The sequence below is a fragment of the Streptomyces sp. NPDC097129 genome (assembly GCF_055668065.1).
Map to the genome: position 1 here is coordinate 138,453 of NZ_JBVOQE010000006.1, position 21,401 is coordinate 159,853.

The 21,401-nt window shown below is 73.6% G+C and carries 21 protein-coding genes; 13 read left to right on the forward strand and 8 right to left on the reverse strand.

Translation table 11 applies throughout. From position 1 onward, the window contains the following. Positions 1-40 precede the first annotated feature (40 nt). Together AC0B9F_RS19115 and purU are read left to right on the forward strand one after the other, a co-directional pair. Positions 41-541: an SCO4402 family protein gene (locus AC0B9F_RS19115; protein ID WP_472004053.1), complete on the forward strand. Its 501-nt coding sequence runs from the start codon at positions 41-43 to the stop codon at positions 539-541. A 47-nt stretch (positions 542-588) separates the two neighbouring features. Next, the gene (purU, locus tag AC0B9F_RS19120) at positions 589-1,470 is read left to right on the forward strand and encodes a formyltetrahydrofolate deformylase (RefSeq protein WP_472004055.1); all 882 of its coding nucleotides are present in this window, start codon (positions 589-591) and stop codon (positions 1,468-1,470) included. 92 nt (positions 1,471-1,562) lie between these two features. On the opposite strand, the gene AC0B9F_RS19125 is transcribed toward purU, so the two are convergent. Both AC0B9F_RS19125 and AC0B9F_RS19130 read right to left on the reverse strand, forming a co-directional pair. Continuing rightward, entirely contained in the window at positions 1,563-2,975 is a 1,413-nt protein-coding gene (locus AC0B9F_RS19125; RefSeq protein ID WP_472004566.1) for a maleylpyruvate isomerase N-terminal domain-containing protein, read from the reverse strand. A 185-nt stretch (positions 2,976-3,160) separates the two neighbouring features. Continuing rightward, positions 3,161-3,742: a sigma-70 family RNA polymerase sigma factor gene (locus tag AC0B9F_RS19130; protein WP_472004057.1), complete on the reverse strand. Its 582-nt coding sequence runs from the start codon at positions 3,740-3,742 to the stop codon at positions 3,161-3,163. A gap of 323 nt (positions 3,743-4,065) precedes the next feature. Between AC0B9F_RS19130 and AC0B9F_RS19135 the strand changes: the two genes are divergently transcribed. The 3 genes from AC0B9F_RS19135 (at position 4,066) to AC0B9F_RS19145 (ending at position 6,078) form a co-directional block, all read left to right on the forward strand. Then, positions 4,066-4,476 (forward strand): STAS domain-containing protein, encoded by a 411-nt coding sequence (locus tag AC0B9F_RS19135; protein WP_472004059.1) that lies wholly within the window; start codon positions 4,066-4,068, stop codon positions 4,474-4,476. Positions 4,477-4,629: 153 nt separating this feature from the next. After that, positions 4,630-5,142: an EF-hand domain-containing protein gene (locus AC0B9F_RS19140; RefSeq protein WP_472004060.1), complete on the forward strand. Its 513-nt coding sequence runs from the start codon at positions 4,630-4,632 to the stop codon at positions 5,140-5,142. Between the two features lie 459 nt (positions 5,143-5,601). Then, entirely contained in the window at positions 5,602-6,078 is a 477-nt protein-coding gene (locus AC0B9F_RS19145) for an ATP-binding protein (RefSeq protein ID WP_472004062.1), read from the forward strand. Between the two features lie 627 nt (positions 6,079-6,705). Here AC0B9F_RS19145 and AC0B9F_RS19150 read toward each other — a convergent pair. Then, the gene (locus tag AC0B9F_RS19150) at positions 6,706-7,740 is read right to left on the reverse strand and encodes a GlxA family transcriptional regulator (protein WP_472004064.1); all 1,035 of its coding nucleotides are present in this window, start codon (positions 7,738-7,740) and stop codon (positions 6,706-6,708) included. A gap of 71 nt (positions 7,741-7,811) precedes the next feature. Here AC0B9F_RS19150 and AC0B9F_RS19155 point away from each other — a divergent pair, with 71 nt between their 5' ends. After that, on the forward strand, positions 7,812-9,110 hold the full coding sequence (locus AC0B9F_RS19155; protein WP_472004066.1) for an MFS transporter: 1,299 nt from the start codon (positions 7,812-7,814) through the stop codon (positions 9,108-9,110). A 340-nt stretch (positions 9,111-9,450) separates the two neighbouring features. Here the strand turns inward: AC0B9F_RS19155 and AC0B9F_RS19160 are convergent, their stop codons facing one another. Next, positions 9,451-10,641: a flavin-containing monooxygenase gene (locus tag AC0B9F_RS19160; RefSeq protein ID WP_472004067.1), complete on the reverse strand. Its 1,191-nt coding sequence runs from the start codon at positions 10,639-10,641 to the stop codon at positions 9,451-9,453. A 474-nt stretch (positions 10,642-11,115) separates the two neighbouring features. Between AC0B9F_RS19160 and AC0B9F_RS19165 the strand changes: the two genes are divergently transcribed. Further along, on the forward strand, positions 11,116-11,721 hold the full coding sequence (locus tag AC0B9F_RS19165; protein WP_472004069.1) for a GNAT family N-acetyltransferase: 606 nt from the start codon (positions 11,116-11,118) through the stop codon (positions 11,719-11,721). Beyond that, positions 11,718-12,644: a GNAT family N-acetyltransferase gene (locus tag AC0B9F_RS19170; protein WP_472004071.1), complete on the forward strand. Its 927-nt coding sequence runs from the start codon at positions 11,718-11,720 to the stop codon at positions 12,642-12,644. The genes AC0B9F_RS19165 and AC0B9F_RS19170 overlap by 4 nt, the downstream gene beginning before the upstream one ends. Here AC0B9F_RS19170 and AC0B9F_RS19175 read toward each other — a convergent pair. After that, positions 12,622-13,290, reverse strand: coding sequence for a pyridoxine/pyridoxamine 5'-phosphate oxidase (locus AC0B9F_RS19175; protein ID WP_472004073.1), 669 nt, complete (start codon positions 13,288-13,290; stop codon positions 12,622-12,624). The genes AC0B9F_RS19170 and AC0B9F_RS19175 overlap by 23 nt on opposite strands. A 52-nt stretch (positions 13,291-13,342) precedes the next feature. Between AC0B9F_RS19175 and AC0B9F_RS19180 the strand changes: the two genes are divergently transcribed. Continuing rightward, complete coding sequence (locus tag AC0B9F_RS19180) at positions 13,343-14,920, forward strand: PQQ-binding-like beta-propeller repeat protein (RefSeq protein WP_472004075.1); 1,578 nt, start codon at positions 13,343-13,345, stop codon at positions 14,918-14,920. A gap of 11 nt (positions 14,921-14,931) precedes the next feature. Here AC0B9F_RS19180 and AC0B9F_RS19185 read toward each other — a convergent pair whose 3' ends face one another. Then, positions 14,932-15,555 (reverse strand): LysE family translocator, encoded by a 624-nt coding sequence (locus AC0B9F_RS19185; protein ID WP_472004077.1) that lies wholly within the window; start codon positions 15,553-15,555, stop codon positions 14,932-14,934. Between the two features lie 82 nt (positions 15,556-15,637). Between AC0B9F_RS19185 and AC0B9F_RS19190 the strand changes: the two genes are divergently transcribed. Next, positions 15,638-16,090: an Lrp/AsnC family transcriptional regulator gene (locus AC0B9F_RS19190; RefSeq protein WP_472004079.1), complete on the forward strand. Its 453-nt coding sequence runs from the start codon at positions 15,638-15,640 to the stop codon at positions 16,088-16,090. 130 nt (positions 16,091-16,220) lie between these two features. On the opposite strand, the gene AC0B9F_RS19195 is transcribed toward AC0B9F_RS19190, so the two are convergent. Then, positions 16,221-16,856 (reverse strand): TetR family transcriptional regulator, encoded by a 636-nt coding sequence (locus AC0B9F_RS19195; protein WP_472004568.1) that lies wholly within the window; start codon positions 16,854-16,856, stop codon positions 16,221-16,223. A gap of 134 nt (positions 16,857-16,990) precedes the next feature. Between AC0B9F_RS19195 and kbpA the strand changes: the two genes are divergently transcribed. The 3 genes from kbpA (at position 16,991) to AC0B9F_RS19210 (ending at position 21,093) form a co-directional block, all read left to right on the forward strand. Next, the gene (kbpA, locus tag AC0B9F_RS19200) at positions 16,991-17,716 is read left to right on the forward strand and encodes an AfsK-binding protein KbpA (RefSeq protein WP_472004081.1); all 726 of its coding nucleotides are present in this window, start codon (positions 16,991-16,993) and stop codon (positions 17,714-17,716) included. 190 nt (positions 17,717-17,906) lie between these two features. Next, positions 17,907-20,279: a protein serine/threonine kinase AfsK gene (afsK, locus tag AC0B9F_RS19205; RefSeq protein WP_472004082.1), complete on the forward strand. Its 2,373-nt coding sequence runs from the start codon at positions 17,907-17,909 to the stop codon at positions 20,277-20,279. A gap of 235 nt (positions 20,280-20,514) precedes the next feature. After that, positions 20,515-21,093, forward strand: a complete 579-nt coding sequence (locus AC0B9F_RS19210; RefSeq protein WP_472004084.1) for a hypothetical protein — start codon at positions 20,515-20,517, stop codon at positions 21,091-21,093. Between the two features lie 91 nt (positions 21,094-21,184). On the opposite strand, the gene AC0B9F_RS19215 is transcribed toward AC0B9F_RS19210, so the two are convergent. Further along, a complete protein-coding gene (locus tag AC0B9F_RS19215) occupies positions 21,185-21,352 on the reverse strand; it encodes a hypothetical protein (RefSeq protein WP_472004086.1) in 168 nt (55 codons plus the stop codon). Positions 21,353-21,401 lie beyond the last annotated feature (49 nt).

A 21,401-nucleotide genomic window follows, 5' to 3' on the forward strand; every position in this document is an offset into this window, starting at 1 on the left:
AGGGGCCGGCAGGGTGGCCCGGGAAGGGAACGTACGATCGATGACCGTGCAAGGTTCGGAGAAGTCTTCCCGTCGCGGCCGTCGCTCCAGCACCATGGGCGGCATGCCACACAACGACATGCCGTGGTGGCGCTGGCGCAGCAATGTGCGCTCCGCGCTGCACATGCTCTCCGACCAGGGGTTCCAGCGCGACGTCTGGCTGGCCGGCGCGGACGGCTACGGCGACGTCACGGACGCCGTGTACCGCCTGGTCGAGGACACCTGGCTGGACCACTGGTCCGCCGAGAAGTACGTCGGCACGATCTTCCGCGACTCGCAGGAGGCGGCGCTCGTCGACTCCGCGGTGCTGCGCGTGCTGCGGATCATGCACCAGGTCGGCCCGGACGCCCCGGTCGCCACGTACATGGAGCACCCGGAGTGGCCGGAGGCGGTGCGCGCGGCGCGGGACGCGCATGTGCGGATGGCCACGAGCGACGGCGACGACCCCGACGCGCCGCCGCGCACGCTGGAGGTGCTGCACCTCCTGGCCCGGTCCGCGTAGCGGACGACCGCACCGCGCGCGGGGCCGGGCATGAGATCCTGTGACGCATGACCGATCAGTCCGTGCCCGCCGCCGACCAGGCCGACCAGTATGTCCTCACCCTGTCCTGCCCGGACAAGAAGGGCATCGTGCACGCGGTGTCCAGCTACCTGTTCATGACCGGGTGCAACATCGAGGACAGCCAGCAGTTCGGCGACCACGACACGGGTCTGTTCTTCATGCGCGTCCACTTCTCGGCGGAGGCGCCGGTGACGGTGGACAAGCTGCGCGCCAGCTTCGCGGCGATCGGTGACTCCTTCCGCATGGACTGGCAGATCAACCGCGCCGACCAGAAGATGCGCATCGTCCTCATGGTCAGCAAGTTCGGGCACTGCCTGAACGACCTGCTCTTCCGCGCCCGGATCGGGGCGCTGCCGGTGGAGATCGCGGCGGTGGTCTCCAACCACACCGAGTTCGCCGAGCTGGTGGGCTCCTACAACATCCCCTTCCACCACATCCCGGTGACGAAGGACACCAAGGCGGACGCCGAGGCCAGGCTGCTGGAGATCGTCCGCGAGGAGAAGGTCGAGCTGGTCGTCCTCGCCCGCTACATGCAGGTGCTCTCCGACGACCTGTGCAAGCAGCTCTCCGGGCGGATCATCAACATCCACCACTCCTTCCTGCCGAGCTTCAAGGGCGCCAAGCCGTACCACCAGGCGCACGCACGCGGCGTGAAGCTTATCGGCGCGACCGCGCACTACGTCACGGCGGACCTCGACGAGGGCCCGATCATCGAGCAGGAAGTCGAACGCGTCGGCCACGACGTCACGCCGGACCAGCTGGTGGCGATCGGCCGCGACGTGGAATGCCAGGCGCTGGCGCGGGCCGTGAAGTGGCACGCCGAACGCCGCATCCTGCTGAACGGCCGGCGGACGGTCGTCTTCGCCTAGGCAGGCGGGGCTTCTCGGCTCACGCGGCTGCGGGCAGTGATGGGGGACCAGCCACCTTCGGCCCGCACTCGCCCACGAACCCGCCCCCACCCCTACATCCGGCTCAGCCCCGCGACGGCGAACAGCACGTCCCTGATCGCCTCCCGGTCACCCACCTGCCCTGCCGCAGCCTCCGCAGGAGACACGTGGCCCGCCGCCAGCTGGCAGAACTCCACGTCGTCCAGGGCGACATGGGCCACCTCGTGCTCCGCGGAGGCCATCGCCGCCGGTGAGTCCAGCGGGATCAGCCACTCGCCCCCGCCCGAGCCCTCGATCTCCAGCCGCAGGCTGCGGCCCGGCCGTCCGGCGGGCACGAGGTGGCGAATCGCGCCGGGCGCGGCCGGTCCCGGCCGCCGGCGCGCCGCCAGGGCCTGCGGCAGCATCCGCGCGGCCAGGTCGATCATGCTGTTCAAGTGCCGGGGCGCGGGCGGGTCGTAGGGGTAGTCCACCGCGTCGGCGATGTCACCGGCGTGCACCCAGCACTCGAAGGCACGGTCCAGCATGGCGTCCCGCAGGGGCAGTTCGCCCTCGCCGTAGGGCACTTGGAGCAGTCCGGCCGTGCTGCCCGTGAACGACACGGTGCGCACCAGCTCGTGACTCTGCTCGCGCCATGGTCCGCGCACCGAGCGGCTGGGCGGGAAGCGGGAGGCCCGCCAGTACGCCTCCGTGCGCTCCTCGGGCGTCGGAGCCCGCGGGGTCGCCTCCGCGAGCGGGTCGTCGAGGCCGAGCGCCACCGCGACCAGTCCGTCGACGGCCAGCAGATGCGCGATCACCCCGGCGACGGTGGTACGGCGGGTGGTGGTCGCGTCGGACTCGAACCAGCGCAGCCGTACGGGCGCGTGCCACTCGGCGTCGCCGAAGTCCTGCAGCAGCGCGTCCAGCCGCGCGGTCTCGGCGTCGTACGCGCCCGCCCACTCCGGCACGGGGATGCGCGGCGGCCGCCGGTCCAGGCAGCCCTGGAGGACCCGGGTGCGCAGGCCGGGGTCGAGGTCGAGGCTCTCGGAACGCTGGAGCAGGCCGACGGCCTCGCGCAGCCGCCGCGCCTCGACGGCGCAGGTTCCGCAGTCGCCCAGGTGCTCCTCGACGGCCGCGGTCTCCTCCGGTGAGCAGGCGGCCAGCGCCCACGCCCCGAGCAGCGACTTCAGCACCGGGTGCGGCAGGGCCGGCGGCCGGGGCGCCGGCGGCGGGTCGGGCAGCGGCTGCCCGCTGTCCTCGACGGCCGCGCGGGGCAGGGGTATCCGCGGCGGCTGCCCGGGATCGGACGCCCCTGAGCCGCCGTCCCCGTCCCCGGGCCGGCCGGGGCCTTCGGGACCGCGGGGGCCGCCGGGACCACCGGCGTCACCACCGTGTCCGCCGCCACCGGAGCCGTACGCCTCGCCGAAAGCCCCCTGCCGGGACTCCCCGGGCCCCACCGCGTCCCCGGACTCCGTGGAATCCCCGGACCGCGCGGGACTCCCGGGCTCCATGAACTCCCCACCGCTCCCGCCCTGCACCGGAATGTCCCCCCAGACGTCCGTGCCACACAGCTCCGGATCGACCCGGCCGCCGGTCATCGCGTCCGTGCCGTAGGCCGTCTCCCGGCCCTCCCCGTCGTCGGCGGCCCCGGGCAGGCCCCGGTCGTCGTCGTAGGACGCGAGGCCCTCCGCGTCGTTCACGCCGCACCCCCGTACTGCGGTGGTGCGCCGGGCGTGCCGGCGTCGTGGGCCGTGGACAGCAGTTGCAGGCCGAGGCGGAGCCGGCGGCGGGCCTCGTCCTCGGTGACGCCGAGGTCGGCCGCGGTCTGGCGGTAGTCGCGGCGCTGGAAGTAGGCCAGTTCCAGGGCGGCGCGCAGCGGGGCCGGCATGGCCTGCACGATGTAGTCGGCGCGGGCGGCGACCGCGGCGTGCCGCACCTTGCGCTCCAGTTCGTCGGGGGAGCCGGGCGCGCCGTGGGCCAGCGCCGCGGTCTCGGTGGCCCGCAGCCGCTGCACGGCCATGCGGCGGGTGAGGTCGGCCACCCAGGTGCGCAGCGGGCCGCTCTTCGGGTCGTAGCTGTCGGGGTGTTCCCAGACATGCGCGAAGACCTCGCGGGTCACGCCGTCGGCGGCCCGCTCGTCGCCCAGGACGCGGTGCGCGAGCCCGTGCACGAGGGAGGCGAAGCGGTCGTAGAGCTCGCCGAGGGCTGCCGCCTCCCCGCGTGCGAGCCGCTGCTGCATCTTGCGGTCCCAGCGGGGCGGTGCGTCCTTCTTCGCCATACGGCCCCCTCACCCTGCCCGTGCCCGTCTTCAGCGTGCGCCCACCGACCCCTCGAATGTAGTCGGCACGTCTGACAGCGCACGCCCCTTTGTGCCAATGTGCGCCCCCCTCGGGGCCGTGCGTGCTAGGGCGCTTACCCGGAGGGGTCGACCCCGGAACACCGTGGCACCCGATCGAACAGTATCGAAATCAGATTGAATCCGACTGAAACAAGCCGAATCTGATCGCGGCCCGTTTTCAAGGGCAAGTTTCAGGGAAACGCCGCTGGGCAGCCGCGCTGCGAGGAAGCGTAAGAACTCCTTCCGTTTGGCGAGCGAGGGGCGTGGTGGTGACGTTCACGGTGACCGGCTCGGAGCAAGGGGCGTGGGCCGTGCTCCAGGTGTCGGGCGAGCTGGACCTGGTCACGGCGCCGGTGCTGCGGCAGCGGGTGCACGACGTGGTGGCCGAGGGCCGGCACAGCCTCGTCCTCGACCTGTCCCGGGTGCAGTTCTGCGACTCCAGCGGCGTCGGAGTCCTCATCGCCGCCCGGCGTCTGCTGCGCTCGTGCCAGGGCGGCCTGCGGCTGGTGCTGCCGGCGCAGGGCGCGGACGGGAGCGCCTCCCGGCCGGGCGAACTCGACATCGGGGGAGGCTCCCATGTGAACCGGGTCCTCGGAGCCCTCGGCGTGCGCCGCCTGTTCGACGTGTACGCCGACCTCGAGGACGCCGTCGGCGAGGAGCCGCTCTCCGCCTGAGCTGTGAGTCGTTTCACACCGATTGCCACAGTGTTGTCCCGGTTCTCCGCCGGTCTCGGTACAGCCGCCGTCACCTCCCTTCCGCGCTCGTTCGTGCGTCGTACGCTCGCATGCCGGAAGCATCACCCCCGACGTAAGGCGGCCGAAGAAGAGATGGTCAGCAGCGAGTACGAGCGTGAGATCGCCGCCCGGTTCGCCACCTTCGACCAGGACGGCAACGGCTGGATCGACCGCGAGGACTTCGGCGCCGCCGCGAAGGCGCTGCTCGCGGAGTTCGGCACGGCGGCCCGCTCCGACAAGGGGCAGGCGCTGTACGCCGGCGCCGAGGCCTTCTGGCAGGGCATGGCCGCGATGGCCGACCGGGACGGAGACCAGCGCATCACCCGCGAGGAGTTCGTCACCTGCGCGGTCAAGCGGCTGCGCGACAACCCCGAGCGGTTCGCCGAGATCGCCCGCCCCTTCCTGCACGCGGCCCTCGCCGTGGCCGGCACCGATGGCGACGGCTTCGCCACCGTGGCCGACACCGCGCGCGTGCTGCGCGTCCTGGGTGTGGCGGGGGAGCGGGCCGGGGCCGCGGCCGCCGCGCTGGACGCGGACGGCGACGGCAAGGTCGGCGAGGCGGAGAGCGTGGCCGCGTTCGCCCGCTGGTTCACGGTGCCGCAGTAGCACCGGCCGCACGGCGCACGGGAGTTGGACGGCCCGTACAGCGCTGAGCCATGGCCAAAGATGTCGCGGATCGTGGCAATGCGGTGTCACGGAGCGTCGATACCGGGTTGTGTCCTCGGAGGGGGTCGTCACGGCCCGGAGTCGACGGGTGGCTCCGGTACCTTGTGTGGGATGCGAGTGGTTCCCGGTACGAGCCATGCCGGTGGTGCCTGTTCGACTCCCCCCGACGAGCGTCGCACAGTATGCCGCACGGGTACTCCTTCGCGCTGGAATATGCCCGAAGCGCTTGTTGGGGTGACGGTACGTCAACCAGGCTGTGGCATAAGGGTTTCACGTTCCGTGATCCAGGCTCCGGCCATTGTCCTGGCCATGCAGAAAATGGCTACGATCGTGGCCCTCGTCGTCGTGGTGCTCGCGTGGCGCGCGGCCATGTGTCCGCCGGTTCGGATGGTGTGAGCGGTGCAGGTGCTTCAAGTGCAGCTGGAGATCCGGCCCGACCCCACGGAGGTCGGGAGGGCCAGGCGGTGGGCCCGCTCGCGGCTCGCCGGTTCGGGGATAGCGGCCGACGAACCCCTCGCCGAGACGCTCATCCTGCTCGTGTCCGAACTGGTCACCAACGCCGTGGTGCACACCGGCCATCCGGCCGTGCTGCGGCTCTGCCTGCCGGGCGTCGCGGCCGAGTCGGCGACGGTGCGGCTGGAGGTGGCCGACTCCAGTGACCACGCCCCCGTGCCGCGCTGCGTGGACGGCGACGCCACCGGCGGCCGGGGCCTGGCCCTCGTCGACGGGCTCGCCGACCGGTGGGGCTGGAGCCGTGAGGGCGCGGGCAAGCGCATCTGGTGCGAACTGGACCGGTGCAGCGCCACACAGGACGCCACAAGCGTCTGCGGCAGCCTGGTGACGCCGTACGAGGGGCTGGCGTTCGAGGCGGTCTGACCGGCGGGCCGGGGTGTGGTGAGCCGCGCGCCGCGCTGCGGCCCCGCCCTGCTGTGCGAACCCCGGAGAGTTGCCGTGCGCCCGGGGTGTGCTTCCGTGCGCGCCGGTGACAAAGGGGGCGTAAGTAATATTTCTCCTTCGCGGTGTTGACGATGCGTGTCCGTTTGATCACGCTTGTGGGCAGCGATCCGCTGTGAGGGGACGGCGAGGGCGCCGGTGACGGGCGTCCTCGGCGAGTGCGGGTCGTCCGGTTCGGCGGCGGTTCCCCCGAGGGGCTCAGGGCGAGGGAGCCGGGGCGGGTGCGCCGGAACCGGCCGACGGTGCGCGGTGCCGTGCTCGGGGCGGGCAGCCGCGCGCCGTCGGCCGCACGAAGCGGCACTTTCTTGTCCACAGCCTGTGGACAACTTTTCCCGACTCGCGCTCCCGTTCCCGACTCGCGCTCCCGTTTCCGGCCGCGACCCCGGCGCGAGCCGCCACCGCGCCGGGGTCGCACAGCACCCCGCGAGTACACGGCGCACCGCCAACTCCCGTTCACCGCAGGGGGAATGGTGCGATCCGTTCGAGTTTTTCCACAGGCGGCACCATGCTCACCCGCAACCTCGCCCGGCGAGCGCCGCCGCCGCCCGGTCAGCCCAGGGCGCCGACCTCGCCCCGGTCGGTGCCGCCGCCCGCGGCGCGGAAGGTGCGGCGATACGTGGCGGGGGTGACGCCGAGCGCCGTCTGCAGGTGCTGCCGCATCGACTGGGCCGTGCCGAAGCCGGCGTCCCGGGCGACCTGGTCGACGGTCAGATCGGTGCACTCCAGCAGGTGCCGGGCGCGCTCCACGCGCTGCTGGGTCAGCCACTGGCCGGGGCTGACGCCGGTCTCCTCGCGGAAGCGGCGGGTGAAGGTGCGTACCGACATCGACTCCTGCGCGGCCATGTCCCGCAGCTGGATCGGCTCGTGCAGCCGTCCCAGCGCCCAGGCCCGCGCCGCGGTCGTGGTCGCCTGCTGCGGGTCGGGCACCGGCCGGTCGATGTACTGCGCCTGGCCGCCGTCGCGGTGCGGCGGTACGACCGTGCGGCGGGCCACGTCGTTGGCGACGGCCGTGCCGTGGTCGCGGCGCACCATGTGCAGGCACAGGTCGATCCCGGCGGCCACCCCGGCCGAGGTGAGCACGTCACCGTCGTCGATGAACAGCACGTCCGCGTCCACCTCGATCTTCGGGAACAGCCGCTGGAAGCGCTCGGCGTCGGCCCAGTGCGTGGTCGCCGGGCGGCCGTCCAGACAGCCGGCCGCGGCCAGGACGTACACACCGGTGCAGATGGAGGCGAGCCGGGTGCCGGGGCGGACCAGGGCGAGCGCGGCGGCCAGTTCGTCGGTGAGCACCCCTTCGTCGTACAGCGGACCGAGTTCGTACGACGCCGGGACGATCACCGTGTCGGCCCCGGCCAGCGCCTCGGGGCCGTGTGGGACGTACACGCTGAAGTCGGCGTCCGTCTCCACCGGGCCCGGCGGGCGCACCGAGCACGTCACCACCTCGTACAGGGGCCGCCCCAGGTTGTCCTTGGGGCGGCCGAAGATGCGGTGCGGGATGCCGAGTTCGAAGGGGAGGATCCCGTCGAGGGCCAGAACGACGACGCGGTGCGGACGGAAACCGTCGGCGGGGTCGGCTGAGTCCATGGCCCGATCCTAGCGAATGCTGTCCTCCGGGCCACTCGCTCGGCGTTCGCCCACCCGGGAAGCTCTACGTCGTGACGCAGACGACCGAAGCACCCACCGCCCCGCAGGAGCCCGTCCGGCGGCCACGCATCCACCGCGCGTGGTTCGTCGCCGCGGTCACCTTCGTGACGATCGTCGGAGCGGCCGCCTTCCGCTCCCTGCCCGGACTGCTGATCGACCCGCTGCACGCGGAGTTCGGCTGGTCACGCGGCACGATCGGCGCCGCCGTCTCCCTCAACCTCGCCCTGTACGGCCTCACCGCGCCCTTCGCCGCCGCGCTGATGGACCGTTTCGGCATCCGCCGCGTGGTCGCCGCCGCGCTGACCGTGATCGCGATCGGCTCGGGCCTGACCGTGTGGATGACGGCGGCCTGGCAACTCTGGCTGTGCTGGGGCCTGCTGGTCGGCCTCGGCTCCGGCTCGATGGCGCTGGCGTTCGCGGCGACCGTCACCAACCGCTGGTTCACCGAGCGGCGCGGACTGGTCAGCGGCATCCTCACGGCCGGGTCCGCGTCCGGGCAGCTGATCTTCCTGCCGCTGCTGTCCTGGATGCTGGAGCGCAACCAGGACTGGCGGCCGGCCGCCGTCACCGTCTCCCTCGCCGCGCTCGCCGTCGTCCCGTTCGTCTGGCTGCTGCTGCGCGACCACCCGGCCGACGTGGGCGCGAAGCCGTACGGCGCGGCCGCGTTCGTGCCCAAGCCCGCACCCGTGACGGGCGCGGCGCGGCGCACGCTGGGCGTGCTGTTCTCCGCGGTGCGCACCGGGCCGTTCTGGCTGCTGGCCGGGACGTTCGCGATCTGCGGCGCCTCCACGAACGGGCTGGTCCAGACCCACTTCGTGCCTGCGGCGCACGACCACGGGATGCCGGTGACCGCCGCGGCGTCGCTGCTCGCGGTGATCGGTGTGTTCGACGTCGTCGGCACGGTGGCCTCCGGCTGGTTCACGGATCGCTTCTCGCCGCGGAGGCTGCTGGCGGTGTACTACGCGCTGCGGGGGGTGTCGCTGCTGTTCCTGCCGATGCTGCTGGCGCCGAGCGTGCATCCGCCGATGATCTTCTTCATCGTCTTCTACGGGCTGGACTGGGTGGCCACGGTGCCGCCGACGCTGGCTCTGTGCCGGGAGCGGTACGGGGAGGACAGCGCGATCGTCTTCGGGTGGGTGCTTGCCTCTCACCAGGTGGGTGCGGCTGTGGTGGCGGGGCTGGGGGGAGTGGCCCGGGACGTCTTCGGGAGCTATGACGTGGTGTGGTACGCGGCGGGGGCGTTGTGTGCGGTGGCTGCGTTGATGGCGTTGGTCATTCGGGGTGGGGGGTCGGTGCCTGTGGCGGCTTGAGGGGGTTGGGGGGTGGGTCGTGTTTCGGCTGCGGCTTTCGTTGTGGCTGGTCGCGGGGGCCTGCGGCGCTGGGTCGTCGTTTGTCTGCGGCTTTCGTTGTGGCTGGTCGCGCAGTTCCCCGCGCCCCTTATATGCCTGCGGCGGCCCGTCGCTGTTGCGTCGTGGCGTGCGTCGCGCCTACGGCCGGTTTGTGAGTCGGGGCCGGGGTGGGGGGTGTCCGTCCTCGGTCCGGCCGCCCGTTTCCGACGAGCGCACCGTTGCCCGGTGCCGGCCGCTGCGGGCGGACACCCCCCACCCCGTCCCCTTCCCGCCGTCGGCGAGTGCGGGGACGCCGTGGTCGTCAGAGGGGCAGTCGGGAGACGTCGGGGCCGCTGGTCCGGGTGATGGCCTTGGCTATCTTCCCGGCGTCCAGGGACAGTTCGCGGAGCATGCCGCTGATGGGGTTGGTGAAACCCGTGAAGTACAGGCCCGGTGCGCTGTGGGGGGTGCGGGGGCCGTGGACGGTGGGGCGGCCGTCTTCGTTCAGTACGTCCAGGTGGCCGACGAGGCTTTCCAGGCCGCGGGTGTAGCCGGTGGCGGCGATTACGGTGTCCGGCTCGATGCGGGTGCCGTCGGCGAGCAGCACCTTGCCGGACTCGAAGCCTTCCACGGCCGCCACGATCTCCACCCGCTTCTTGCGGACGGCGTCGATGAGGCCGACGTCCTGCACCGGGATGGCGCCCTCGGTGACCCTGCTGTACAGGCCGGTGCCGGGGCGGGGCAGACCGTGGGCGGACAGGTCGGGCACGCTGACCCGGGCCAGGGGCCGGGCGAGCGCGTCCACCAGGCGCACCGGCAGCCGCCGTACCAGGACACCGGTGTACTGGGCGGCCCAGCCCGCGGTCGAACGGCGCACGATGTGCGGGGCGGTGCGCACCGCGAGCCGTACCCGTGCGGCGCCGCCCTCCACCAGGTCGACGGCGATCTCCGCGCCGGTGTTGCCGACGCCGACGACGAGGACGTCACGGCCGGCGTACGGTGCGGCGTTGCGGTAGTGGGAGGCGTGCAGGAAGTCACCGGTGTACGTGTCACGTCCCGGCCAGTCGGGGAGGTACGGCGTGTGGTTGAAGCCGGTGGCGACGACCACCGCGGCCCCGGTCAGCTCCCGGCCGCCGGTGGCGTGCAGCAGCCAGCCGTCGGGTGCGCGGTCGATGCGCGACACCTCGACACCGGTGACGATCTCCAACTCGTGGTGCTCGGCGTACTTCTCCAGGTACCGCACCACGTCGTCCCGGGCCACCCAGCGCCCGAACCGGCGCGGCATCGGCAGCCCCGGCAGGGCGGACAGGCGGCGGGTGGTGTGCAGGTGGAGCCGGTCGTAGTGGCCGCGCCAGGACGCGCCGACCCGGTCCGACCGCTCCAGCACGACGGCCCGCAGACCCCGGGCCCGCAACGCGTACGCCACGGACAGGCCACCGGGGCCGCCGCCGACGACGTAGACGGGGCGGTCGGCCGGGGTCGCGGGGCGCGGGGGCGTGGGGGAGTCGACCATGAGCGCGAGCGTAATCACGCACGCGTTTGATGGGTCTCGGTCAAGACCGGAATCGGTTGCGAATTGATCACGCCTGAGCCGCGGGAAGGCGCGCGCCACGGCGTCCCCGCACCCGCCGACGGCGGGAAGGGGACGGGGTGGGGGGTGTCCGCCCGCAGCGGCCGGCACCGGGCAACGGCACGTTCGTCGGAAACGGGCGGCCGGACCGAGGACGGACACCCCCCACCCCGGCCCCGACTCACAAACCGCCGGTAGGCGCTACGCGCGCCACGACGCGACAGCGACGGGCCGCCGCAGGCATTCAAGGGGCGCGGGGAACTGCGCGACCAGCCACAACGAAAGCCGCAGACGAAACACGACCCGGCGCCGCAGGCAACAGCGACCAGCCACAACGCACCCGCAGTCGAAACACGACCCGCCCCCGCCAAAAAAATTCCCCACCCCCCGCCCCGCCCCCTCCTGTTCAATGACCGAATGACACCCGCGCCACCCGCCCCCGACCTCCGCCTCCGCCGCTGGGACCCCGCCTCGGACGCCGACGTCGAGACATTCCTCCGCGGCTGCTCCGACCCGGAGTTCCAGCGCTGGAACACCCCGCTGCGCCCGATCGCGACCCTCGCCGACGCCCGCGCCACCCTCCGTGCCAAGGCCGACGCGGCCGACGCCGGCACCGGCGTGGCGTTCTGCGTGGAGGACGCGGACACCGGCACCCCGCTGGGCCACATCGGCGTCAGCCGCATCGACCGGGCCATGCGCTCCGCCACCGTCGGCTACTGGGTCCTCCCGGAGGCCCGCGGCCGCGGCATCGCCACCCGTGCCCTGGCGGTCGCCACCCGCTGGGCGTTCACCGATCTCGCCCTGCACCGCCTCGAACTGGACCACGCCGTGGGTCACGACGTCTCCTGCAAGGTCGCCGAACGCTGCGGTTTCCGTTACGAGGGGACGCTGCGCGGCGCGATGTGGGAGGCGGGCCGCCGTGACGCCTTCCGCGACTGCCACCTGCACGCCCGCCTCGCCACGGACCCCGGGCCCGACGGCGGCGCCAAGGCCGACCCCGACTCCCAGGAGGCACACGCGTGAGCGCCTGGTGGATCACCCGCGACCTCGACGCGTTCCTCACCCGCGCCGGAACCTTCCTGCACTCGCGGCCCGCCGCCCACACCCTCGCCCTGAGCGTGACCGACGCGCTGCTTCACCGGGGCCTGCACGCCTTCGGCGCCGGCGACCCCGTCTTCGGCGCCCTGGAACGGGCCGGCACGGTGGAGGCGGTCTTCGTCCACACACCGCCGTGGCCCCTGAGCGTCACCGCCCTCTCGGGGCCGGACGCCGACGCGCTCGCCGCGCACCTGGCGGCCGAGGGGTACGCCACGCCCGGCGTCACCGCCGACGAGGACACGGCGGCGGCGTTCGCGGCGAGCTGGCGACGGCACACCGGCGCGACGGGCGAGGTCGGCAAGCGGCAACGCCTGTACCGGCTGGCCGCGTTGGCGGCGCCGCACCCGGCACCGCCCGGAGGCCCCCGCGTCGTCACCGCCGGCGACCGCGCCCTGATCGCCGGCTGGTTCGCCGAGTTCGCGGAGGCGGTCGGCGAATCCGTGCCGACCGACGCCGGGGCCTGGGCCGACGCACGGATCGCCTACGGCGGCGTCACCCTCTGGGAGAGCCCGGACGGCACCCCCCTCGCCATGGCCGGTGTGACCCGCCTGGTCGCCGGACAGGTCCGGGTGGCCCCCGTCTACACCCCGGCCGGCCTGCGCGGTCGCGGCTACGGGGGCGCGGTCACCGCCGAGGTCAGCCGGGCCGCGCTCACCGCCGGCGCCGACGAGGTGCTGCTCTTCACCGACCTGGCCAACCCCACCAGCAACGCCCTCTACCAGCGGATCGGCTACCGCCCGGTCGCCGACTTCACGGTATGGGAGTTCACCCCCGCGCAGCCCTCGCCCGCCCAGACCCCGCCCCCAGGCACCCCGCCCCCCGACGTCAGGGCCACAGCAACCCCCTGACCCACTCGCCCCCGCCCTCCCGCCGGTACACCACCCGCACATGCCGCCGGGCCTCGTCCCCCTGGAAGAACTCCACCTCCTCGGGCCGCAGCCGGTACAGCGTCCACGTCGGCGCCTGGGCGTCCGGGTCCTGCCGGGCCCGGTCCCACGCGGCCTGCGACACGCGGCGCAACTCCTCGACGGACTCCAGCGGTTCGCTCTGCCGTCCGGTGAGCGCGGCCGCCAGCGCTCCCGTGGAGCGGGCGTGCAGGTCGGCCCGCGCCTGCGCGGGCGGCGCCACGGTGACCGGCCCGCGCACCCGCACCTGCCGTCCCAGCACCGGCCAGTAGAAGCAGAGGGCGGCATACGGCCGTGCGGCGAGCTGGCGTCCCTTGTGGCTGACGGCGTGGGTGGCGAAGGCCCAGCCGTCGGCGTCGGCGCCGTGCAGCATGACGATCCGCACGTCCGGGCGGCCCTGCGCGTCCGCGGTGGCCAGCGCCATGGTGTGCGGCTCCGGCTGCCCGGCCGCCACCGCGTCCGCGAACCACTCCTCGAAGAGGGCGAGCGGGTCGGCGGGGACGGCGTCCGGGTCGAGGGGCGGCAGCCGGGTCACCTCCGGGTCCCACACCCGAAGTGACCTCAGCAGCTCGTGCAGTTGGGTTGCCATGAGCGGAAGTATGGCCGGAGCGCGACGATCACCGGGCGGTAGCCTCGGCCGGATGCGCCTGATACCCGACGACCCGTTCCCCGAGATCGGTCACCCCTACACCACCGCCGTCAGCGCCGACGGCCGCTGGCTCGCGGTCAGTTGCCACGCGACCCACCGCGCCGGTCACGGCCGTGTCGTCGTGTACCGGACGGCCGATCTGGCTCTGTGGGACCAGCTCCTGCTGGACGAGGGCGTCGAGACACTCGTCTTCCACCCGCGGCTTCCGGTCCTCGCGGTCGGCACGGAGGCCGGGGACGAGTTCGAGCGCCGGGGCGGGCTGTACCTGTACGAGCCCGGGGCGCGCCGCCGGACCGGCATGACCGTCGCCGGCGCCGGGGTCGTCCATCTGCGCTGGCGGGACGCCCGGCGGCTGGAGGTGGTCTTCGCCGAACCCGTCGTCGACTTCGGGGACCCGGGGGAGAACACCCACACCCGCGCCACCGTCGTACGCGACGACTGGTGCGGTGTGCGCGCCGAGGACCTCGCGGCGCCGCTCGGCTGGCCGCGCGCGCAGGCCGTGATCGACTGGAGCCGGATGAAGGGCCCCGAGATCAGGCACCCGCGGCAGTACCTCGCCGCCCTCGCCGCCGAGCACGGCCGCGCCTGGAGCCACCGCTTCGGCGTGGCCCTCGTCGAGTCGCTGCGCGACGGCCGGGTGCTCGCGGCCCTGCTCACCGGGACCCTGCTGGAGTGCTGGTCGCCGGAGGGCACCCTGCTGTGGTCGGTGCCGGAGCCGGAGGAGTCTTTCCACCGCAACGGCGGCCATCTGTACGTCTCCCCGGACGAGGAGAGCGCCTGGGTGACGATCCGCTACGGCGACAGCGGCAACCCGACGACCTTCCTGCGCCGCCTCTCGCTCACCGACGGCAGCCAACTGGCCGAGCACAAGCTCGACTTCCCCGTCTCCCTCGCCTGGCGCGCCGACGGCGCCTGGGTGGCCCGCGACTCCCGCGACATCTTCCCCGGCCCGCGCTGGCCGCCGTACGACAGCGTCGTGTACACCCCGGGTGGGCGGCGCCTGGCGGAGCTGCCGCTGGGGGAGAGGGACGGTTCGTTCGAGATGCGGGTGCGCCGCTCGCCGCATCTGCTGGTCCTGCGCGGCTACGGCGCGGAGGGCACCCGCACGGAACACCTGGACAAGTGGGTCGTCCGGCTCTCCCCGGCCGGTGTCGAGCGGCTTTTCCCGCTGTCCTGGGACGGCATGCTCGGTCCGTACCTGTACGCGGGGCCCGCCGTGTACGTCGACGACACGGCCGGGCCGGGACTCGTGCACGCCTGCACGGTCCACGGGAACAGCCACCTGGTACGCCGCGCCTTCCCGGGCGGCGACCTGCTCTGGGCGCAGCGCTTCGACACCCTGGTGACGGGCGTCGACGTCGAGGACGGCCAGCTGTACGCGGTCACCGGCGACCGGGAGCTGCTCACCCTGCGCGCCACGGACGGCACGGTCGTACGGCGTCAGCCCCTCACCCTGGGAGGGCACACCTACACCCCGACCTGCCTGACCGCCGCCGGGGACGGCCGGCTGGTGATCGGGACGGTGGAGGGGCGGCTGCTGAGCGTGCCGGCAGACCCCGGCGCCGGCTGAGGACGGCCGCCCTACAGCGTCGCCAGGCGCTCCACCAGCAGGATCGCGCCGATGCCGAGCATCGCCGCGCCCGACGTCCGGGTGACCGCGCGGGCCGCGGCGGGCCGGGCGCCCAGCACCGCGCGGGCCAGCAGGCCGACCGCCAGATAGACGGCGGCGCAGCACGCCATGTGCAGGACGCCCAGTACGGCGGTCTGCGCCGGCACCGGCAGACGGTCGCCGCGCAGGGTGAGGAACTGGGGCAGCACGGAGAGGTAGAGCAGCAGCCCCTTGGGGTTCAGGCCGCTGATCGCGGCGCCGCGGCCGAAGACCCGCAGGCCGCTCTGCGCGTCCACCGACTCCCCGGCCCCCGGCGTCACGGGCCGCCGCAGCACGTTCCAGCCCAGCCACACCAGGTACCCGGCGCCCACCACGGTCAGGGCGGTGAGCAGCGCCGGGGAGCCCGCCACGAGCACCGCGAGCCCCGCCGCCGCCAGCGCCGTGTGCACCGCGTACCCGCCGACCAGCCCGGCCACGGCCAGGGTCACCCTGCGGCCGCCGAGGCCCGCGGCGATCGCGTACGCCCAGTCGGCGCCCGGCACGCAGACCAGCAGGAAGTCCAGGGCGAGGAAGGAGAGGAGGGTTGCGGAGTCCATACCGGGGACATTAGGCGCGATCCGCCCGAAAGTGTTCCCGAAGTTTGCCGGTTTCCTCGTACGCCGGGGGAAGATTTCCCTCATGGACGACGTGGACCGGAAGATCCTTGCAGAGCTTCAGCAGGACGGGCGGCTGACCGTGACCGAGCTGGCCGCGCGGGTGCGGCTGAGCGTCTCGCCGTGCCATCGGCGGCTGCGCGAGCTGGAGCGGTCGGGGGCGATCAGCGGATACCGGGCGATGGTGGACCCGGCGGCGGTCGGGCTGACCTTCGAGGCACTGGTCTTCGTCTCGATGCGGCAGGAGGACCGGGAGACGGTCGCCGGCTTCGAGCGGGCCCTCGGGGAGGTGCCGGAGGTGGTGGAGGCGCAGCGGCTGTTCGGGGAGCCGGACTACCTGCTGCGGGTGGTCGCCGCGGACCTCGCCGCCTACCAGCGCCTGTACGACGACCGCCTGGCCACCCTGCCGGGCGTGCAGCGCCTGACGTCCACGCTGGTGATGAAGCACGTGGTCAGGGACCGCCCGCTGCCGGCGTAGCGGTGACGCCCCGGCCGGCGTGGGGCCGCTCCGTGACGCGGAGGTGCCGGATATGCGGCAGGCGGTGGTCCGCCTGGGGGGACCACCGCCTGTGAGACAGGACTTGGGGCCGGGGCCGTGCGGGCCGCGCCTACCGCGACGGCTTCTTGCCGGTGACGCCCAGATGCACCAACAGTGCGACGTTCGGCTTCAGTTCGGCCAGCTTCACGCCCCACGCCGTGGAACCCTTCTGGTGGGAGGCGACCGCCGCGAGCATCGCGACGAGCGCGCCGGCGATCGCCGCCGGGTTCACGTCCTTGTCGATCCGGCCCTTGGCCTGCAGCTCGGAGATCGACTCCGCGAGGGAGCCGTTCACCGCGTTGAGGATCTTCACGCGGATCTTGTTGAACCGCTTGTCGCCCTCCGCGGCGCCGAGATCGATCACGCGCAGGATCGCGTCGTTGCGGCGCCAGAACTCCAGGAAGCCGTCGACGAGTTCCTGCGCGGTCTGCCAGCCGGCCTTGCCGGCCCACGACCGGCCCTTCACCAGCTCGCTCAAGACGGCGCCCTCGGCGGTCATTTGGTCGGCGAGCTCCAGGACGGCGCCTTCGACGTCCGGGAAGTACTGGTAGAACGTCGCGGGCGAGGTGCCCGCCTTGCGGGCCACGTCGATGACCTTGACGTCCCGGTACGGAGAGGAGCTGAGCATCTCGCTGAGGCAGTCGAGCAGCTTCTGGCGGGTCGCCTGCCCTCGCCGGCCGGCCACGCGGCCGTCGACGGTACGCACTTGTCCTGTCATGCCGTCAGCTTACCGAGGGGGTGTCGGAGCGCGATTTGGCCGACTGCAAATGGGGTGCACGGGGGTGCGGAGGCTGGTGTGCCTGGTCTGCGGGGTGCGCGCGGTCCCGTTACTTTGGCGGCATGGCCGAAAACAGCGCATCCGCGTACCCAGAGGGCGCCCCCTGCTGGGTGGACGCCCAGCTGCCGGACGTGGAGGCGGGCAAGCGGTTCTACGGTGAGCTTTTCGGGTGGTCCTTCGAGGCCGCCCACGGCGACTCGGTGTGGGCCCGCCTGGACGGGGAACCGGTCGCCGCGCTCGCCCGCAAGACCGACGGGCGGCTGCCCACCGTCTGGACCGTCCACTTCGCCACCCCCGACGCCGGGGCGCTCGCCCGCCGCGTCCGGGCGGCGGGCGGACAGGTGGTCAGCGCGCCGCTGGAGGTCGGCGAGCTGGGCGTGGCCGCCCTGGCCGCCGACCCCGAGGGCGCCGTCTTCGGCCTGTGGCAGCCGGGCGGCCACCACGGCTTCGGCCGCCGCCACGACGAGGGCACCTTCGCCTGGGTGCAGCTGTACACCCGCGACACCGCCGCCGCCGACGCCTTCTACGGCGACCTCTTCCACGACGCCCTCTTCGGACCCGACGCCGAGCCTCTCTTCGGCCGCGCCCCGGTCGCCGACGTCTTCCCCGCCGAGATGCCGCCGCACTTCCTGGTCCACTTCCGGGTGCGGGACTGCGCGCAGGCCGTCGGCCGGGTGCAGCGGCTGGGCGGCCGGGTGCAGGCGGACCCGTTTGCGACGTCCTACGGCACCGCGGCGGTCGTCACGGACGACCAGGGCGCGTCATTCGCGCTGCTGGAGCGGCCGTAGCCGACCCCGGAGTGCCGTTTCTGTCCTGAAATGGTGCGAGACACCCCTCCTGTCCCCGGGTTCGCAACCGCTGCCCGGGACAGGAAGAATCGGGGTGCGTCCCGCCATGGCGGTGCGGTGGTGAGACGCTGCACTTCGGCCGTGTCCACAAGCAGGTGGTATGCGGCTCGTACGGGGAGGTGGCAGGCAAGTGGTGGATCAGCTGACGCAGCACGATCCTCGGCGGATCGGGCCGTTCGAGGTGCTGGGACGGCTGGGTGCCGGCGGCATGGGGCTGGTCTATCTGGCGCGCTCGGCGTCCGGCCGGCGGGTGGCGATCAAGACGGTGCGCACCGAGCTGGCCGAGGACCAGCTGTTCCGGGTCCGCTTCACGCGCGAGGTCGAGGCGGCCCGCGCGGTCTCCGGCTTCTACACGGCGGCCGTCGTCGACGCCGACCCGCGCGCCGCGGTGCCGTGGCTCGCCACCGCGTACGTGCCCGCGCCCTCCCTCGAGGAGATAGTGAACGACTGCGGGCCGCTGCCCGCCCAGGCGGTGCGCTGGCTGGCGGCCGGGGTCGCCGAGGCGCTGCAGTCCATCCACGGCGCCGGCCTGGTCCACCGCGACCTGAAGCCGTCCAACGTCCTCGTCGTCGAGGACGGCCCCCGGGTGATCGACTTCGGCATCGCCTCGGGCGTGTCGAACACACGTCTGACGATGACGAACGTCGCCGTCGGCACCCCCGCCTACATGTCCCCCGAGCAGGCCAAGGACTCCCGCAGCGTCACCGGCGCCAGCGACGTCTTCTCCCTCGGCTCCACCCTGGTCTTCGCGGCCACCGGCCACCCGCCCTACCACGGCGCCAACCCGGTCGAGACCGTCTTCATGCTGCTGCGCGAGGGACCCGACCTGGAGGGCCTGCCCGACGAGCTGCGCCCGCTGATCGAGTCCTGCATGCAGATGGAGGCCGCCGGCCGCCCCAGCCCGGCCGACCTCCAGGCCCAGCTCGCCCCGCATCTGTTCGGCTCCGGTTCCGACGACAGCGGTACGGCCTCGGCCTGGCTGCCGGAGAAGGCCGTCGCCCTGATCGAGGCGCGCCGTGGCGGCCGTCCCCCCGTCAAGCCGGCCCCGGCGGGCCCGCGCAGCGCCGGCCGCGGCGGTTCCGACGGCGGCCCGGGCGCCGCTCCCGCCATCCCGCCGCCGCCCCCGCACGCGCCCGCCGTCCCGGCGCCGCCGGTCTCCGCGGGCGCGCCCGGCACCGGCCCGGTGCACCTGGCCGGCGCCGCCGTGCCGATCGGCCCCGGCCCCCGCGTCGCCGACCTGCGCGCCGCCGCGGTCAAGGCGCCGGCGCCCGAGGCCGCCCTCGCCGCCTCCTGGTCCAGGCCGCGCCCCGGCGTGGGCGGCGCCGACCCCGCCGTACCGAATCCGCCGCCGGTGCCGGCCGAGCAGCAGCAGACGGGCTGGCGTCCGTGGCGTTTCCGCATGTCGAACGACGTCTGGGGCACCCCGGCCGTCGCCGACGACCTGGTCTACGTCACCTCCTTCGAGGTGCACGCCCTCGATGTGGCCACCGGCCGGCGCCGCTTCAAGACCCGGGACGTCGCCTGGTCGATGGCGGTCGCCGACGGCCGGGTCCACGCCTCCGACGGCCCCACCCTCTTCGCCCTCGACGCCCGCACGGGCAGCGACCTGTGGCGGCTGCAGACCGACGCCTGGGTGTACTCCCTCAAGGCCGAGCGCGGCACGGTCGTCACCGGCACCCGCGGCGGCGGCGTCCAGGCCTGGGAGGCGTCGGGCGGGCAGAAGCTGTGGGAGATCACCGGCGTGCAGAGCGACTTCGAGTCGCCCGAGGCCGGCCCCGCCCTGCACGAGGGCACCGTCTACGTCTGGCAGGACGCCCGCCTGCGCGCCCTCGACGCCCGCACCGGCGACGAACGCTGGTCCTACCCCATCGGCGACGCGGCCTCCTGCGGCGGCGTCCCGCTGCGCCTCACCCAGGCCCCCGACGGCTACGTCTACGTCAGCGCCGGCACCCGGGTGCTCGCCGTCGACGTGGCGAGCGGCATGGTGCGCTGGCACTTCGAGGCGCCCGCGGTGTTCCTCTCCCCGCCGGCCTTCGTACCGGGCCCGGCGGTGGCCGGCGGCGGGGTGTACCTGGCGGACTACCTCGGCACGGTGTACGCCCTCGACGCCACCGACGGCCGCGACCGCTGGCGCATCGCCACCGAGTCCCGCGCCTCCATCGAACCGGTCCTGGTCGTCGCCGGCCACGTCCACGTCGGCAGCGGCAAGGGCCTGTACACGCTGGACGCGGTGACCGGCACGCCCAAGTGGCGCTTCCAGGCGGGCGGCGACATCGTGGGCGCGCCCGCGGTGGCCGAGGGCCGCATCCATTTCGGCTCCACCGACCACCTCCTCTACACGCTCAAGGCCGACGACGGCCGGCTGCGCTGGAAGCTCGCCACGGGCGGCGAGATCACCGGCTCGCCGCTGGTGCGCGACGGGGTGGTGTACGCGTGCAGCAAGGACCGCTGCGTGTACGCGCTGGACGCGGAGAAGGGCACGGGCACGGCCCGGACAGCGTGACCCGGGCGGCCCTGCGGGCGGGTGCCCGGTGAGGCCCTGCGGGCGGGCGCCGGTGCGGCCGTCGTGCGGGTGCCCGGGGACGGCCGTCGTGCGGGTGCACGGAAGGGGTGCCGGACGGCGGCCGCCGCGTGGGGGAGCGGCGTTGCCGGCCGCTCTCACCGCAGACGCTACGCCGGGTACCGGACGGTCGCCACGCGGTGACATGTCCGTGACCAGTGGCCCCTAGGGTGACCCCATGAGCAGATGGGGTCGCGAGTTCAGGTTGCTGACCGTGTCGGCGCTGGTCGTCCTGTCGCTGACCGGGTTCTCCACGGGGAGCCACAGCGGCAGCGGCGGCGGCAGCAAGGTCAGCAAGTCGAAGTCCGGCTCCAGCAAGAGCGGCAAGAGCAGCAGCCGCCACAGCTCGGGCGGGGGCGGCTGCAGCAGCTCGCACCAGGACCACGACGCCTACGACGACGATGACGACACGTACGCCGACGACACCACCGGCGACGGCACGTACGCCGACGGCGCCACCGCCGACGCGACCACGACGCCCCCGCAGGGCGCGACCGTGAGGCTGGTGAGCTGCGCGACGAGGAAGCAGCCGTACGCCACGGTGGAGTTGCGCAACCCCAACGCCCAGGACGGCACCTTCGAGGTGCGGATCAGCTTCCTGGACGCCAAGGGCAAGCTGGTCGACTCCGAACGGGACCACGTCGAGGTCCCCGCGAACGGGACGGTCGCGACGAAGGAGTACGTCGTCGGCAACGTGTCCGCGGTCCGCCGCTGCAAGGTGGACGAACTGGCGGACCCGGTGACGTCGACGCCCTGAACCTCACGGCCGCCGCGTCGCCGGACAGGCCTCGGCCGCGACGGCTCCCCCTCCGCGCCGCCGCGGCCGTACCCCCGTGGGTGCTGGTCTGTCAGGCCTCTTCGCTCGTGATGTGGGTGTCGAGCGGCTTGACCGTGCCACCGTCGGCCTTGGCGTCCGTGATGTGCGTGTCGAGCGGCGTGACGGTGCCCGCGTCGGCGTCGGTGATGTGCGTGTCGAGCGGCTTGACGGTGCCGTTGCTCTTGTTGTCTGCGGCCATGCTGTTCAACTCCTGTGACGAAGGACGAGTCCCGCCCGGCAACTCCCCC

Coding starts and splice junctions, on each gene's coding strand:
- AC0B9F_RS19160 (WP_472004067.1), bottom strand. CDS start 10,641: ATGGTCGACTCCCCCACGCCCCCGCGCCCCGCGACCCCGGCCGACCGC.
- AC0B9F_RS19165 (WP_472004069.1), top strand. CDS start 11,116: ATGACACCCGCGCCACCCGCCCCCGACCTCCGCCTCCGCCGCTGGGAC.
- AC0B9F_RS19150 (WP_472004064.1), bottom strand. CDS start 7,740: ATGGACTCAGCCGACCCCGCCGACGGTTTCCGTCCGCACCGCGTCGTC.
- AC0B9F_RS19125 (WP_472004566.1), bottom strand. CDS start 2,975: ATGGAGCCCGGGAGTCCCGCGCGGTCCGGGGATTCCACGGAGTCCGGG.
- AC0B9F_RS19190 (WP_472004079.1), top strand. CDS start 15,638: ATGGACGACGTGGACCGGAAGATCCTTGCAGAGCTTCAGCAGGACGGG.
- AC0B9F_RS19210 (WP_472004084.1), top strand. CDS start 20,515: ATGAGCAGATGGGGTCGCGAGTTCAGGTTGCTGACCGTGTCGGCGCTG.
- AC0B9F_RS19185 (WP_472004077.1), bottom strand. CDS start 15,555: ATGGACTCCGCAACCCTCCTCTCCTTCCTCGCCCTGGACTTCCTGCTG.
- kbpA (WP_472004081.1), top strand. CDS start 16,991: ATGGCCGAAAACAGCGCATCCGCGTACCCAGAGGGCGCCCCCTGCTGG.
- AC0B9F_RS19180 (WP_472004075.1), top strand. CDS start 13,343: ATGCGCCTGATACCCGACGACCCGTTCCCCGAGATCGGTCACCCCTAC.
- AC0B9F_RS19115 (WP_472004053.1), top strand. CDS start 41: ATGACCGTGCAAGGTTCGGAGAAGTCTTCCCGTCGCGGCCGTCGCTCC.
- AC0B9F_RS19175 (WP_472004073.1), bottom strand. CDS start 13,290: ATGGCAACCCAACTGCACGAGCTGCTGAGGTCACTTCGGGTGTGGGAC.
- purU (WP_472004055.1), top strand. CDS start 589: ATGACCGATCAGTCCGTGCCCGCCGCCGACCAGGCCGACCAGTATGTC.
- AC0B9F_RS19140 (WP_472004060.1), top strand. CDS start 4,630: ATGGTCAGCAGCGAGTACGAGCGTGAGATCGCCGCCCGGTTCGCCACC.
- AC0B9F_RS19130 (WP_472004057.1), bottom strand. CDS start 3,742: ATGGCGAAGAAGGACGCACCGCCCCGCTGGGACCGCAAGATGCAGCAG.
- AC0B9F_RS19215 (WP_472004086.1), bottom strand. CDS start 21,352: ATGGCCGCAGACAACAAGAGCAACGGCACCGTCAAGCCGCTCGACACG.